This is a genomic window from Clostridium sp. JNZ X4-2 (assembly GCF_054889485.1).
In genome coordinates this window covers 703,694-719,046 of record NZ_CM142685.1, presented here as the reverse complement: position 1 = coordinate 719,046, position 15,353 = coordinate 703,694, and the positions used below count along the sequence as shown (strand labels likewise).

General features: G+C 32.5%; 15 protein-coding genes and 3 pseudogenes. 9 read left to right on the top strand and 9 right to left on the bottom strand.

Annotated features, from left to right (window positions below; genetic code table 11):
- Window positions 1–238: 238 nt before the first annotated feature.
- Window positions 239–1,582, top strand: a complete 1,344-nt coding sequence (locus ACYUJ6_RS03390) for an amidohydrolase family protein (RefSeq protein ID WP_461844459.1) — start codon at window positions 239–241, stop codon at window positions 1,580–1,582.
- A gap of 103 nt (window positions 1,583–1,685) precedes the next feature.
- Window positions 1,686–1,840: pseudogene (locus ACYUJ6_RS03385) on the top strand (transposase); the annotation flags it as partial.
- A gap of 276 nt (window positions 1,841–2,116) precedes the next feature.
- Here ACYUJ6_RS03385 and ACYUJ6_RS03380 read toward each other — a convergent pair.
- The 7 genes and pseudogenes from ACYUJ6_RS03380 to ACYUJ6_RS03350 form a co-directional block, all read right to left on the bottom strand.
- Window positions 2,117–2,413: a NifB/NifX family molybdenum-iron cluster-binding protein gene (locus ACYUJ6_RS03380; protein ID WP_461844458.1), complete on the bottom strand. Its 297-nt coding sequence runs from the start codon at window positions 2,411–2,413 to the stop codon at window positions 2,117–2,119.
- A 142-nt stretch (window positions 2,414–2,555) separates the two neighbouring features.
- Window positions 2,556–3,011, bottom strand: a complete 456-nt coding sequence (locus ACYUJ6_RS03375) for a DUF134 domain-containing protein (protein ID WP_461844457.1) — start codon at window positions 3,009–3,011, stop codon at window positions 2,556–2,558.
- Window positions 3,012–3,184: 173 nt separating this feature from the next.
- Window positions 3,185–3,469: a transcriptional repressor gene (locus tag ACYUJ6_RS03370; RefSeq protein ID WP_461844456.1), complete on the bottom strand. Its 285-nt coding sequence runs from the start codon at window positions 3,467–3,469 to the stop codon at window positions 3,185–3,187.
- 181 nt (window positions 3,470–3,650) lie between these two features.
- Window positions 3,651–4,007 (bottom strand): NifB/NifX family molybdenum-iron cluster-binding protein, encoded by a 357-nt coding sequence (locus ACYUJ6_RS03365; protein ID WP_461844455.1) that lies wholly within the window; start codon window positions 4,005–4,007, stop codon window positions 3,651–3,653.
- Window positions 4,008–4,060: 53 nt separating this feature from the next.
- Window positions 4,061–4,905, bottom strand: a pseudogene (locus tag ACYUJ6_RS03360) (ATP-binding protein).
- Window positions 4,896–5,726 carry a P-loop NTPase gene (locus ACYUJ6_RS03355; RefSeq protein WP_461844454.1) on the bottom strand — a complete coding sequence of 277 codons (831 nt, stop codon included), beginning with the start codon at window positions 5,724–5,726 and terminating at the stop codon, window positions 4,896–4,898. Before ACYUJ6_RS03355 ends, ACYUJ6_RS03360 begins: the two are co-directional and overlap by 10 nt.
- Window positions 5,727–5,756: 30 nt before the next feature.
- Window positions 5,757–6,110 (bottom strand): NifB/NifX family molybdenum-iron cluster-binding protein, encoded by a 354-nt coding sequence (locus tag ACYUJ6_RS03350; RefSeq protein ID WP_461844453.1) that lies wholly within the window; start codon window positions 6,108–6,110, stop codon window positions 5,757–5,759.
- A gap of 232 nt (window positions 6,111–6,342) precedes the next feature.
- On the opposite strand from ACYUJ6_RS03350, the gene ACYUJ6_RS03345 reads away from it, so the two are divergent.
- Window positions 6,343–6,702 carry a 4Fe-4S dicluster domain-containing protein gene (locus ACYUJ6_RS03345; protein WP_461845429.1) on the top strand — a complete coding sequence of 120 codons (360 nt, stop codon included), beginning with the start codon at window positions 6,343–6,345 and terminating at the stop codon, window positions 6,700–6,702.
- Window positions 6,703–7,061: 359 nt separating this feature from the next.
- Entirely contained in the window at window positions 7,062–7,922 is an 861-nt protein-coding gene (locus ACYUJ6_RS03340; RefSeq protein WP_461844452.1) for a 4Fe-4S binding protein, read from the top strand.
- 92 nt (window positions 7,923–8,014) lie between these two features.
- On the opposite strand, the gene ACYUJ6_RS03335 is transcribed toward ACYUJ6_RS03340, so the two are convergent.
- Entirely contained in the window at window positions 8,015–8,854 is an 840-nt protein-coding gene (locus ACYUJ6_RS03335) for a SufB/SufD family protein (protein ID WP_461845428.1), read from the bottom strand.
- A gap of 4 nt (window positions 8,855–8,858) precedes the next feature.
- Between ACYUJ6_RS03335 and ACYUJ6_RS03330 the strand changes: the two are divergent.
- A pseudogene (locus ACYUJ6_RS03330) lies at window positions 8,859–9,273 on the top strand (transposase); the annotation flags it as partial.
- Window positions 9,274–9,882: 609 nt separating this feature from the next.
- Here the strand turns inward: ACYUJ6_RS03330 and ACYUJ6_RS03325 are convergent.
- On the bottom strand, window positions 9,883–11,625 hold the full coding sequence (locus ACYUJ6_RS03325; protein ID WP_461845427.1) for an ABC transporter ATP-binding protein: 1,743 nt from the start codon (window positions 11,623–11,625) through the stop codon (window positions 9,883–9,885).
- Window positions 11,626–11,756: 131 nt separating this feature from the next.
- Between ACYUJ6_RS03325 and ACYUJ6_RS03320 the strand changes: the two genes are divergently transcribed.
- From ACYUJ6_RS03320 to ACYUJ6_RS03305, 4 genes are all read left to right on the top strand, one after another.
- Window positions 11,757–11,999, top strand: coding sequence for a 2-keto-3-deoxygluconate permease (locus ACYUJ6_RS03320; protein ID WP_461845426.1), 243 nt, complete (start codon window positions 11,757–11,759; stop codon window positions 11,997–11,999).
- 154 nt (window positions 12,000–12,153) lie between these two features.
- On the top strand, window positions 12,154–12,429 hold the full coding sequence (locus ACYUJ6_RS03315; RefSeq protein WP_461844451.1) for an ArsR/SmtB family transcription factor: 276 nt from the start codon (window positions 12,154–12,156) through the stop codon (window positions 12,427–12,429).
- 69 nt (window positions 12,430–12,498) lie between these two features.
- Window positions 12,499–14,973 (top strand): CoA-disulfide reductase, encoded by a 2,475-nt coding sequence (locus ACYUJ6_RS03310; RefSeq protein ID WP_461844450.1) that lies wholly within the window; start codon window positions 12,499–12,501, stop codon window positions 14,971–14,973.
- 37 nt (window positions 14,974–15,010) lie between these two features.
- On the top strand, window positions 15,011–15,229 hold the full coding sequence (locus tag ACYUJ6_RS03305; protein ID WP_461844449.1) for a hypothetical protein: 219 nt from the start codon (window positions 15,011–15,013) through the stop codon (window positions 15,227–15,229).
- The last annotated feature ends 124 nt before the right edge of the window (window positions 15,230–15,353 follow it).

Sequence of the window (15,353 nt, the reverse complement as noted above, 5' to 3'; positions counted from 1 at the left end):
TCATAAGTTAATTTTATCACAAATATCTTAATTTTTCTACACCTGTTTTATTTTATTGGTTTACTTCAAGGCCGCTGCTGTTTCGTAAATATGTTTAAACCAATATATAATTTATTTATCTCAAATAAAATTTAACTTTTGCAAGTTAATGTGTTAAAATATCATATAAATAAGTCGTTATAAAAATCCTGGACAATATTATAAGTTTCAAGGATGTAACTAAGAAAGGATGATTTTTATGGACAAGGAAAACAATATCTGTGCTTTTATCAACTGTAATATAATTGATGGTAAATTTGAAAATGACATTATAAAAGAAGGTGTGATATTAGTAGAAATTTCTGATGGTATAGGAAAGATAAAATCTCTGGGAAACAAAAATGAAGTTAGTGTTCCAAAGGATTGTAAAATTGTAGATTTAAAGGGGAAATATATACTTCCAGGGCTTATAAATGCCCATGTTCATCTTTTTGGAGATGGAAAACCTAATTCTCCAGAAGAAGTAAAGAGAACTCCCGATGAAAATTTAAAATATATGAAATCTTCTTTGGGAAAATATTTAATTAAAGAAACCATGAAAAAAAATGCAATGGCAGCACTTAATGCAGGAGTAACTACCTTTAGAAGTGTAGGGGATCCTTTTTATTATGATCTGGAAGTCAGAGACGAAATAAAAAACAGTGCAGAAGTTGGACCTACAATGTTATGTGCAGGACCCATGATATGTATAACAGGAGGCCATGGATATAAATTCGTGTCCGAAGCTATAGATTCACCCTGGGAAGGAAGAAAAGAAGTCAGAGATCATATATACAATGGAACTGATTTAATAAAGATAGCCAACACCGGCGGAGTCACCGATTCCAAAAAAATAGGCGAAGCTGGAAGAGCTGAAATGACCTATGATGAAATTGCCGCTATATGTGATGAAGCACACAGGGCAGGTTATCTTGTAGCAAGTCACTGTCAAAGCACCAAGGGATTAAAAGAAGCCCTGAGAGGCGGAGTGGATACTATAGAACATGGAGCTGAAATGGACGATGAAGTAATATCCCTGTTTAAACACAATCCTAATTCTTTAAGAGGATATAGTTCTCTTACACCTACTTTCCTTACTATATACTATATAGCAGGGCTCAGTACAAAATATACTAAACTGACTGATGTTCAGCTTGCCAATGGAAAAATCATAGAAAAACGTATGATTTCAGGATTTAAGACAGCACTTAAAGAAGGGATTAAATTAGCACTTGGTACTGATGCTGCAATGCCTTATGTAACTCATTACGGTACATGGAAGGAATTAAAACTTGATGTTAAATATGGAGCTACAAATAAACAAGCTATAATGATTGCAACTAAATCAAATGCTGAAATTTTAGGTATAGATAAAGAAGTGGGTACTCTGGAACCTGGAAAATATGCAGATTTTATCGCAGTTGATGGAAATCCTGTTGAGAATTTGGATTACTTAGGAAACCCCTATATGGTAGTTAAAAGTGGTAATATCATAGAAAAAACAGATAAATATGTTATACCTGAAGTTGAAAGCATGATAAAGGAACTGGATAATAACCTATAGTAATAGAAGCTAAATAAGTAATCACGGGTATGTAAAAAACAAAATCCCGGTTTCCCGGGATACAATTATACTGTATAATTTAAAAAAGAGCCTGTAGAAAAAAGTCTGTAAAATATCGCTTTCTATGATAAAATCAAAATCAGCAGCATTTCCGAATACAGAATACGGAGGTGCATAGTACACCAGGTAAGAAACACATTGAAGTATGTATCCTATAAAGATAAAAAGGAATTTGCAAATGATTTAAGAGCAACATACATGCACTTTCTAAGGAAATAGAGCGTCAGTTTACGGAAAAGGTTACTGAAAAATGGATATGAAGGTTTTTATCTACTTTCATACTTTAAAAATAATTATCATAGGAAGCTATTTATAGAAAAAAATTCACACTCTCATTTTAGTGAGCACATTCATATTTATCTAATATAATAAAATAGCCCACCAATGTCTATTATTATAAAAACACCGTGGACTATTTTTTAATTATGATATCAATTTCCTTTAATGTTTAGCTGTTTAAACAAAATTACAGGCCTAGTGCTCACAATGATGATTACAGGACTCATTTTTATCTTTTAATTTTCCGTCAATATAACTTTGAACAACATCTCTGTATTCACCTGATGCCTCTTTTATTACTTTAAGACCGCACTGTTGTAACCCCATTAAAGCTCCTCCACCTATACCTCCGGCTATTACTAAATCAACATTATGTTTTACTAGTAAATTTGCAAGTCCCTCATGTTGATGAGCTAATTGAGCTGCTTGTACTTCTTCAACATTTCCAATTTTATTGTTCTCAACAGTTACAATTATAAAACTCTTATTCATACCAAAATGCTAGTTAACCATATTTCCGTTATTAGGTAATGCTATTTTTATAAACTTCCCCTCTATTTTTTTGTCATATGCTGCCTTCATCATAGAATTTTTATTCTTATTTTCAACACCTTTATAAATAGCTTTCCCCAAATTAATCATTATTATTGTTCTTTATATTTGTACACCATTTTCTACAAAATTTGGCCTTTTTATTGCATATAACTTCTTCTGAACCGCAATCAGGACAAGCATATCTATCCTGTTCATATTTTATCTCATATACATTGCCACAATGCAAACATTTAAATTTGCAATAGGTTGTAGTATAGTCTCCACCACTTATTCTTATGGCATTTCCTTCTGTTAAAGCAACAGCTACTTTTTTTCTTGCACTATCTATGATATTTTGGAAGGTTTGCCTAGATACCTGCATTCTTTGAGCACACTCTTCTTGATTTAATTCTTCAATATCCTTTAACCTCATTGCCTCCAGTTCTTCTACCTTTAAAACAATTTCCTCGATTTCACACTTACGTTTTCCCCAGGGTACAAAATAAGTATTTTCCGGAAAAAACTCTACTCTTCTGAATTTTGTTGGTCTTGGCATTTTAACTCCTTCCTGCATTTACTACATAATCCTATAAACAGAGTTCTTGGCATCAGATGGAGTTTTAAACTCCATCTGATGCTTAGAACTCGTTATCCAGGGACGTAGCCACTCTTTACTCCCACTTAGGGAAAATTAGATATCCCAAATTTTCGATTTGGCTATAGTAGCTTTCACAGAGTACGCGGAAGTATTAGAGTGGGTAGTCGTCGGATAAACATAATATTTAAATCGTATATTTCTAAGTCATTTTCTGCTTCTAATTTTTTATTTAATCTTAGATAGTCAAAGTTTAAACTTTGACTATCTATATCAATTATACTATTACAATTAAAACATTTAAAATGCATATGAAGAGGTTTTTTACTGAATATTTTCATTTCATAATAACTTATTCCATTAACGTTTATTTCTTTTACTATCCCTAATTCATTAAATATTTTTAAAGCTCTGTACACTGTAGCAAATCCTATATGTTTTTCTTTTACTTTTTTGCATATTTCTTTTACATTTAATGTGTCTTACTATCTAAGATAGCTTCCAATATTTTTCTTCTGCCTGTGGTAAATTTATATCCTCTTTTTTCTATAATTTTTTTTAAAGACATTAAATCATTATTCATGAAATCGTCCTTTAAAATTATTCGTTACAATGTCCTTCGTATTTATGTTCCTCACAAATACTTCCTGTTGATTTTAATTCACCTTTAATATATTTTTGTACCATATCATCACATAAACCTTGTGCACCAACTATTACCTCAATTTCATTTTCATTAAATAACTGTTGTGCCGTTTCTCCCATACCTCCTGCAATAATTACATTTACATTTAAACCTTTTAAAAACACGGGAAGATATCCTGGTCTATGTCCTGGATTTGCAGTAAATTGTCCCTGGGATGCCTTTCCATTCTCTACATCATATATTGTAAACCCTTCACAATGTCCAAAATGTCCACTTACATACTTTCCATCACTTGCAATTGCTATTTTCATTTAAATTTCCTCCTTATATTTTAATTGATAATTTTATACTTAACGCTAAAAATTTAGAAAAAGCTCTTTATAGTATTCCACATATTTTCAATTGCTTTTTCTGCCATACTTTCCTTATAAAAAGTTATAGGTTTTAATTCATTTATGGACTTCATAACAGTATGATCATAAGGAATTTTGCCTACTAACTCTAAATTTTCCAAGAAGATAAATTTTTCTATTCTTTTACTCATTTCTTCATTTATATCATATTTATTTATACATACCATAATAAAAATTTCAAAATGTTTACACAAATTTACTACTCTCATTAAATCTTCAAGACCTGATTTTGTAGGTTCAGTAACAACCAACACAGCATCACTACCTGTTACAGACGATATTACAGGACATCCAATACCAGGTGATCCATCTATTATAGTCAACTTATTATCATAATTAAACTTTTTCCCATTTTTTCTTAAATAACTTACTAATTTTCCTGACCCATCACTCCCTATTTTCATTTCTGCTCTTGAAATTATTCCTTTATCTAACTCAGTAATGAAAGTATTTGCTACATCTTGATCTTTTAATTCTATAGCATTATGAGGACATACTAATGTACATGCACCACAGCCTTCACACTCAAATAAATCTACTTTAAAGTCTGTTATAGCTTTAAATTTGCATACGGTTTCACATTTTCCACATTTTTTGCACATAGATTCATTTATAGACGCTTTTTTCCCACCTATAAAACCTTTTTTTCTATATCTTTTCCTTTATAAAACATGTAAAGATTTGGGGCATTTACATCACAATCTATCCTTATTACATCTTTTTCAATTTCAGCTAATGCTGTTGCAATAGTAGTTTTTCCTGTTCCACCTTTTCCACTTACAACTGCTAATTCCAAGCTAACACCTCCCTTATCTTCTGTGAGAGTTTATCAAATATTGCTTTGTGGCATAAATCATCATATAATATTTGGCCCTTAGAATAAAGTATTGCTGTATCCTTACTATAGTCAATAGTACCTAGTAACATAATCTTTTCTTCTTTACAATATCTTTTTATTATATTGTCCTTTTTATCGTCTTTATTTATAACTATACCAAAAGGTATGTTATACATTTTTACAAGTTCTACAGCCATTTTTAAATCATGAAGCCCAAACTCTGAAGGTTCCGTAACGAGCATTGCAGCATCAGCATATTTTAAAGTATTTATTACATTACAGGAAGTTCCAGGTGGACAATCAATTAAATTAACTTCTCCTGACAAATTCTCAAGTAACTCTTTGATAACAGGTACTGCCATAGGTTCACTTATATTTAAAATTCCTCTACTGCATTTTATATCTCTTGATGTCCCTTTTTCAATTTTCCCTATTTCTCTTTTACCATAGGTTACAGCATTGTATTTACATACAATTTCACAAGCACCACAGCCATGACACAACTTTTGAAAAAGAAAAAGATCATCCTTCACTTTTGCAAGGGCATTAAATTGACATGCATTTGCACAAGCACCACAGGCAGTACACTTACGGGCATCTATTATTGGATATTCTACTTTCACCGATTCTACTATATCTACTTTAGGTTTTAGGAACAGAAAACCATTTGGTTCTTCTACATCACAATCTACATAGTTTACCTTTAAAGCAAGTGCAAGATTAGTAGATACTGTAGTTTTTCCTGTTCCTCCTTTTCCACTAAGTACTGCTATATTCACTATACACTCATCTCCAACTTAATAAATTCTTCAATGGTGTGCTGGACCAGAAGTCTTTATTTCTTCAAGTTCATTATTTTTATACTTCTGAAGAACTGAGTTTATATCTATACTACTGCACTTATAAGCTTTGATTCCTGATTTTTCAACAAGTTCAAATGCATTAGGACCAAGATTACCTGTAATAATAGCATTTACTTTCTCATCTATTAATTGATTAGATGCAGCAATACCTGCTCCTCCACTTGAACTTTGACCTTTGTTTTCTATGACTTTAATTTCTCCACTTTCAGTGTCATGAATTTGAAAGTACTTGCACCTTCCAAACCTACTATCAAGTAAATCTTCAGCATTTTTTCCTGTTGATGAAATTGCTATTTTCATCACTATCCCTCCAAATCTTCAATTATACTTTTGCTGTAGACATGAATTATATTCCAAAATAAACTCATATCTCAGTTATGTTATTGGCATTTGACAATAACATATGTTTTTATTGGTAATTAAAAAAACATAATACAGTGAGAAATTAACAATTCTCAAATTACAGCTTATTAAATATCATTTTTAATATTTAAAGATTCACATTATTTGAATTTAAAATACTCAACAGGATATAGTAAGTTGTAAAAGAACAACCTGTCAATATGGTCTCATTGATACTTACGCTTTATCAGAAGAAATTCATAAAAAGTTTTATGAAGGATATGTAGATGTAAAACTACCTCATAAATTTAAAATTGCAGTAGGCGGATGTCCAAATAACTGTGTAAAACCCAATTTAAATAATCTAGGAATTATAGGACAAAGAATAGCTAATTTTGATGAAGACAGTTGTAATGTATGTAAAAAGTGTTCTGTAGAAGACGCTTGCCCCATGAAAGCTGCCAAAGTAGTGGATGGCATCCTGAGCATAGATACCAATATATGTAACAATTGTGGACGTTGTATAGAGAAGTGTCATTTTGATTCATAGGATTCTTTTGCTCTTTTTTGACTTCAAATAATTAATTAACGCTTTATTCAATAAAAAATGTCAGTAGTACTACTAAAAAGTTCTTAAATTTATACTAGATCTTATTTATCATTATTATAACATAATATGTATTTCCTTATTTAGTCACAAGTGATATTATGAAAACAAGTAATACTACTAAATAAAACACAAAGGTAAGGCACTTGAAAGAAAATAACAAGTCAAATATGCTAGCATACTGACTGGTTATTTCTTTGAAAATACCTAAAGACATTTCTTATTCAGAATATGGAATTTCTTATTATTATAGCAAACTTATTAAAAATGAATGATAATTCTAAAGGAGATGTATAATCACTATGGTTAATGCAAAAAGACAAAAAGAAATGAAAGCATTAGGATTTTTATTACAAAATGACAAAGAACATTATTCAGTTAGGTTTTTAAGTAAAGCCGGCAATTTTACAGTAGAAGAGTTAAACAACATTAATAAAATTGCAGAAAAATATGGACGAGGGTATTCGGGACTTACAACAAGACTGCAAATTGAAGTTCCATGGATCAAGGATGAAGATGCAGAAAAAGTAATTCAAGAAGCTAAAGTTTTAGGGCTGCGCCACGGCGGTACAGGCCAAAAAGTAAGACCTTTAATTTCCTGTAAGGGAACTGTATGCCTCCATGGCAATATTGACACCCAAGCAATTTGCAGGGAATTAGACCGTAAATACTTTGGAACTGATACTCCACATAAATGTAAAATAGGAATAGTTGGGTGTGCTAATAACTGTGGAAAAGCTAATATAAATGATATCGGAGTTATGGGAAGATGTGTACCTAAATTTAATTCAGATAATTGTGTTGGCTGCGGACTTTGCGTAACAAATTGCCGACAAAAAGCATTACAGTTAGTAGATAAAAAAATAGTTCATAATAAAAATTTATGTGTAGAATGTGGTGAATGTGTACGAGTATGCAATAGTAATGCTGCTACTGCTAAAGAAAAAGGTGCAGAAATATTTGTTGGTGGCAGATTTGGAAGAGGAATGAGAATTGGAGACTCACTTGGAAAAATATTTAAAGAAGAAGAAATAGTATCAATTGTCGATACCATTATGGAATATTATAGACAAACCGGCAATAAGGGTGAAAGAATTTCAGCAGTTATGGATAGAATCGGAAAGAAAAAATTTATAGCTGATGTGTTAAACAAAATTGATTAATTACTCTACATAGTAACCAGTGAAATTATAAGGCATGTCAAAAATATCTTTAAAAAAGGACATTTTTAACATGCTATTTTTACATCTTTCAACTATTTAAGAAATCCTTTTAATATAGTATCTTCAGCTTCTTTTTCAGAAAGTCCTAATGACATAAGTTTTATAAGCTGATCACTAGCAATTTTTCCTATAGCAGCTTCATGTATAAGTTGTGAATCTGAATGAAATGCTGATATTTTGGGTATAGACTGTACCCTTGCTTCATCCATTATTATGGAATCACATTGAATATGACCTCTGCATCTCTCATATCCAGACATATTTAAATGAAATAGTTGTTTTGACTCATCTCGTGCTACAGAACGAGAAATTATTCGTGCAGAAGAATCTCTTCCTACCATTTCCACATTTATTTTCGACTCTGCATCTTGATTTTTATATGTAAGAAGTCTCTCTGATACTGCAACTCTAGCATTTTTATGAAGTTTTATTTCTGTATCCCTTTTAGTACTGCTTACTCCTTTTATTTGGACTAGCTCTAATTCAGCAAATCCTCCTTCTTCAACTTCTATTATTGTTTTAGGATTCAATACTCTTTCACCATTCCCACTGCCTTCTCCAAAATGTCTCTCTACATATTTTATGCGAGCACCTTTCCTGACAAAAAATTCATGGACTCCATCATGCTGGGATTTCTTCTCACCTGGATTATGTATACCACAGCCTGCCACTATAAGTACATCTGACCCCTCACCAATTTCAAAAGTGTTATACACAGCATCATTTAACCCTTCTTGTGTTAAAATTACAGGTATATGTACACTCTCACCTTTAGTACCGGGTTTTACTATTATATCCATACCAGGCTTATCTTTTTTTGTAGCTATATCTATATTGGCTGTAGTATTTCTTGCAGCCTTTTCTCCATCAATATAAGCAGCATTTCCGAATACAGAATACAGAGGTGCATAGTACACCAGATAAGAAACATATTGAAGTATGTATCCTATAAAGATAAAAAGGAATTTGCAAATGATTTAAAAACAACATACCATGCACTTTCTGAGGAAATAGAGCGTCATTTTATGGAGAAGATTGCTGGAAAATGGGAGGGACATTATCCAAATGCCATGAAAAGCTGGAAAGTCAACGGGGATGCCATAAGTCCAATTTTCAAGTTTTCAACTGGTGTACGCAAGGTTACATATACTACACAATAGAAAGTATAAGCAGCGCATATCCATAAACAGAAAGGTGTATATCCAAAGTGATACGGCTCTGCTTTAAAGCACTGTATCTTGCTACCTTTAAAGCAACTAAAAAGTGTCAACTTCCTATAAGAAGAAACTAGATAAAAGTATAATGATAAAAATGGAACCAAACATTATTTTCATACATCCATTGTATGTGCTGTAGTAGGATCCGATCCACATATTATTATGGGGCAAGAAATGCTGAATCCAAAAAAAGATAGTTCAGATAAATAGGAAGAAACGGTTACTTCAAATAGATTTTATTGAAGATATAAAAGATGAACTTATCATAATCATGACTTATCGGTCTGCGGTATTACCAGTCCTTTAAGTAAATGTAAGGATTAGCAATTCCAGTAAAAATGAAATTTTTACTGGAATTTAGCGGCGAAACTTCTGATTATTCTTCACTTAAGTTCAGCAATTATAAAAGAATCTTTAATATCATACTGTATACTTTAGAATCTATCTTTGAATCTATAATAGTTTTCAATTCATTTGTTAAAAGAACTTTGGCCTGAGTTAAAACAACTCTTACAAAAAGACAGGTCAAGGGTTTATTAAGCAAAATAATGAATAAAAAGCTTCATCTTATATCAATGATTGCTGCAAAATGTGGTCTTAGAATTAAAGCCAAAAAAGTAATAAATGAGGTCTTATAAAATTATTTTTGACGAGTTTTTGACGATTAAAGCATAATCCCTTTATTACCTTATATCCAGACCCTCAAACTGCATATTATAATAATAAGAGTAAATTCCTCCTTTTTTAAGAAGCTCACTATGGCTTCCCCTTTCCTCGATTCCTTCATCATCAATAACTATTATTTCATCTGCATTTCTTATAGTACTCAGCCTATGGGCAATAACTATGGTGGTTCTGTTCTTGGCAAGTTTTTCCAAAGACTTTTGTATGAAGCTTTCACTTTCATTGTCCAGTGCAGATGTTGCTTCATCCAATATCAAAATAGGTGGATTTTCAAGAAATACCCTGGCAATTGAAATTCTCTGTTTCTGACCGCCGGAAAGCTTGACCCCTCTTTCTCCCACATAAGTGTCATAGCCGTCATCAAGGCTCATTATGTAATCATGAATATTGGCTTCTTTAGCTGCCCTTATTATTTCTTCATCAGAGGCCTCAGGCTTCCCGTACTTTATATTATCCTTTAAAGTTCCAGAGAACAAATACACATCCTGCTGTACTATTCCAATGGAATTTCTCAGTGATTCAAGAGTAACATTCCTTACATCTACTCCATCTATCATTACGGAACCTGATGAAACATCATAAAACCTTGGAAGAAGTGAACAAATTGTTGTCTTTCCTCCTCCTGAAGGTCCCACAAATGCAATTTTCCTGCCAGCTTCTATTTTAACATTCACATCATCAAGTACCTTCTTTTTTTCATTGTAACTGAAAGAAACATTCTTATATTCTATATTTCCCTTTACATTCTTTAAAAGTATGGCACCCTTTTTATCCACTATCTCAGGTTTGGTATCCACAATATTCAAAAATCTTTTAAATCCGGCAAATCCTTTCTGGAATTGTTCTGCAAAATTTATGAGTATATCTATTGGGTTTATAAATATGTTTATATATAAAGCATAAACGGCAAGATCAGTTATTTTCAAGGAGCCCTCTGCTATAAAAAATGCTCCCGTAACAAGTATCACCATATATAAAAGACCTTCAAAAAAAGTATTTCCCGCTATAAACCTGCCCATTATTTTATAGCTTTTTTCCCTTGAAACACGATATGCATTGTTGTTTCTATCAAATTTATCCCTTTCAATATCTTCATTTGCAAAAGACTTTACGACCCTTATTCCCAGCAGACTGTCCTGAACAGAGGAATTTATATTTCCCATTTTTTTTCTGTTATCAAAAAATACACTCTGCATCTTTTTATTTTCATGGACTGAAAATACGACCATCACTATAGTTACTGCAAGAAGTATAAGAGTCATTTTATAATTGATAAGCATCAATATTGCAAAAGAACCTATTATTTTAACTGCAGATATAAACACATTTTCAGGTCCATGATGGGCAAGTTCCGATATATCAAACAAATCCGATACAAGTATTGACATCATCTGCCCTGTATTGTTTTCATCATAATAAGAAAAAGACATTTTCTGAAGGTGGTAAAACAAGTCTTTTCTCATGTTATTTTCCATCCTTGCCCCCATAATATGTCCCCATGAGGCAATAAAATACTGGCAGAAATATTTAACCACATAAATTGCAAGCAAAATTACAGCAATATACACTATTGAATTAAGTATTGCCGCTTTATCTTTTATAAAAACATTTTTTGAAAGATAATTTAAAATTAAGGGAAATGCCAAATCCACCAATGAAACTATAAGTGCGCAAAATATATCAGCATAAAAAAGGAATTTATAAGGCTTGTAATATTGCAAAAATTTTTTTAATATTTTCATAAGATCCGCTATTGTCCTTTCTTTTATTTTCTGGAGTACACTTTCCACTGACCCCCTTTATAAAAATAATTCTCATTATAACATGACGGGCAGTCCCCTGTAAAGTTGTACTAACAAAGCAAAACCTTTATATATTTCATGGTGAGAGGGCTATTGGCGCAGCCATAGGAACTACAGCGGGGATTGCTACAGCTACCCCTATGGCAATATCAGCTATAGATCCATCTTTGGCTCAATTTGCCCAGAGTGCAACTATACAGGTATCTGCATCTGTGGTAATTACAGCATTTCTCTGTCCAATACTTGTAACTTATTTAAGCAAAAGAAATAAAAAGAAAGGCCTAAAAGTGAATTTAGAAACAGAAAAGATCTAAAAAGGTAACTGGAGCTGCCCCAAAACAAATTTAGAGGCAGCTCCTTTATAATACAAAAAAATATATGAATTTTCCTATTGAATCTATTGAAAGATTTATCGTTATATTGTAATATATAGATATAATAATATATCTATTTTGAAAGAGGAGAATTATGGATAAAGATTTTATGAAATACACTGAAAAAGCTGAAATTCTCAAAGTACTGGCACATCCTGTTAGGCTGTGCATTGTTAAAGGATTGTTAGAAAAGGGAACCTGCAATGTCAGCAACATGCAGCATTGTCTTGAAATACCCCAATCCACATTATCCCAGCACATACAAAAGTTAAGAACTGCAGGAATTATAAAAGGTGAACGAAATGGTCTTGAAATCAACTATAAAATTTGTAATCCAATAGTTATCAAATTACTTGAAGTTCTATTCTAATCTCTATATAAAATGAAAAGTTTAACTGCCATCAGCAATATACACTATATATTATGAGGAGGAATTTACATGAGTAAAAAGGTATTGGTTGTGGGCGGAGTTGCAGGCGGAGCATCTGCAGCTGCAAGGCTTAGAAGGTTGGATGAAAATGCTGAAATAATAATATTTGAAAGAGATGAATATATATCCTTTGCAAATTGCGGACTGCCTTATTACATAGGAGGAACAATTAAAGAAAGACAAAGGCTTTTGGTTCAGACACCTGAAAGTATGAATGATAGGTTTAACATTAATGTAAGAATCAACAGTGAAGTTCTAGGTATTGATACCAACAAAAATATAATTAAAGTAAGAAGCAAAAATAGTGGAATCTATGAAGAAAGTTATGACTATTTAATATTATCTCCTGGTGCGAAAGCCATTAAACCAAAAATTGAGGGTATAAACAGCACTAGAATTTTTACTTTGAGAAATATACCAGACACAGATGATATAAAGTCATCCGTTGATAAAAGTGAAGTAAATAGTGCTGTAGTAATTGGCGGCGGCTATGTAGGTGTTGAAATGGCTGAAAACCTGAAAGAAAAAGGACTTCATGTTACTTTAGTTGAGGCTGCACCACATATTCTCACACCCTTCGATTCAGACATGGCAGTCATGGCTGAAAAAGAGCTTGAGGAAAATGGTATAAACTTGATATTAAATGATGGAGTAAAATCTTTTAAGGATAGTGAACATAATATTGAAGCTATTTTAAACAGCAATATAAAAATTACTGCTGATTTAGTTGTATTGGCAATTGGAGTAAGTCCTGATACTAATTTTATAAAAGATAGTGCAATAAATCTTGGATCCAGGGGCCATATACTAGTTGACAGCAGGATGAAAACAAATATTGAAAATATTTATGCTGTGGGAGATGCCGTTGAAGTGGTTGATTTTATCAACAATCAAAATACTGCAATACCTCTGGCTGGGCCGGCAAATAAACAAGGGAGAATAGCTGCGGACAATATAGCAGGCTTGAATTCAACTTATAAAGGCACACAAGGTACTGCGATAATTAAAATTTTCGGTTTAACAGCTGCAAGCACAGGAAATAATGAAAGAACTTTAAAAAGACTTAATATATCTTACAAAGTTATTTATATTCATCCATCTTCCCATGCATCTTATTATCCCGGTGCCCTTCCTCTATCACTAAAACTTATATTTACTGATAAAGGTAAAATTCTAGGTGCTCAGGCTATAGGTTATGACGGTGTTGATAAAAGGATTGATGTTATTGCCGCAGCAATAAGACTTGGCGGCTCGGTGTCAGATTTAACAGAACTGGAACTGTGTTATGCACCGCCATTTTCTTCAGCAAAAGATCCGGTAAACATGGCAGGTTTTGTAGCTGAAAATGTTATTTCCGGGAAAGCCCATGTTATTACTCCAAAAGACTTTTTAAATTATAATAGAGAAAACACCATTCTTCTAGATGTACGTTCGGAAATAGAATTCAGTAATGGTCACATTGAAGGAGCATTAAACATACCTTTGGACAACTTAAGAAAAAGACTTGGAGAATTGGACAAAAGCAAGGAAATCATTGCATACTGTCAAGTTGGTCTCAGAGGGTATATTGCATCAAAAATACTTTCCCAACATGGATACAAGGTTAAAAATATAACTGGTGGATATAAAAGCCTATCGATTTTAAACTTTACTCCTAAAAAGCATGATAAAAATAGCCCCACTTCTCAAAATCAAATTTTAGGCCAGGATACACAGACTGTAAAATCAGAGGTAGCCTTGGATAAATTGGACTATGATAAGAGTCTTGATGCCTGCGGACTTTGCTGTCCCGGTCCACTTATGCAGGTTAAAGCATATATGGATGATTTAACAGAAGGTCAGATTCTTAAAGCAACCGCTTCTGACCCCGGCTTTTATGAAGATATAAAAGCATGGTGTCAAAGAACCAACAATGAACTTGTTGATTTAAATAGAGATAAAAGCACTGTCACTGCTTTTATAAAAAAAAACAGCACTAAAGTAGAAAATCACATTCAAAATACTTCATCTATAAGAGACAACAAAACCCTGGTAGTATTCAGTGGTGATCTAGACAAGGCCATAGCTTCTTTTATCATAGCAAACGGAGCCCTTTCAATGGGAAAAAAGGTTACCATGTTCTTCACATTCTGGGGATTGAATATACTAAGGAAACATGAAAAGGTGCCTGCAAAAAAGGGCTTTATGGATTCCATGTTCGGATTTATGATGCCAAGAGGCAGCAGAAAATTAAAGCTGTCAAAAATGAACATGATGGGCATAGGTGCCAAAATGATAAGAAAGGTTATGAAAAATAAAAATGTAACCTCCCTTGAAGATTTAATTAAATCAGCCCTGGACAATGGCATAGAGATAGTAGCATGCCAAATGTCCATGGATGTCATGGGACTTAAAAAGGAAGAACTTATTGATGGTGTTAAAATAGGCGGCGTTGGTTACTATTTAGGTCAGGCCGAAGATTCCAATGTTAATCTATTTATCTAATAAAGACAATACTAAATATATAGGAGGTTAGCTTATAATGGCTGATTTTGAAAAGATGAATATGCCAGAACTTGAAAAAAAGCTTACAGAACTCAAAGACTATCTTGAAGAAGTTGAAGAAGAAAGAAGGTTTGTACTGCATCAGACTGGTATTCACCTTCCCGGCGCTACTGTAAATAAATATGAAGCTGAAATAAAAGAAATAAATCAAAACATCAATGTAGTAAGAACCCTGCTGCAAAAGCAGAAAATATAAAAGGCTTGTGTAAAATAAGATTAATTAACCTGTTGTACTAGTGAATTTAACTATCACAACAGGCTAATTAAATTTTTTCTTGATTTGGGAGAATCTCCAACTCTCACATATTCAGAAACATCTC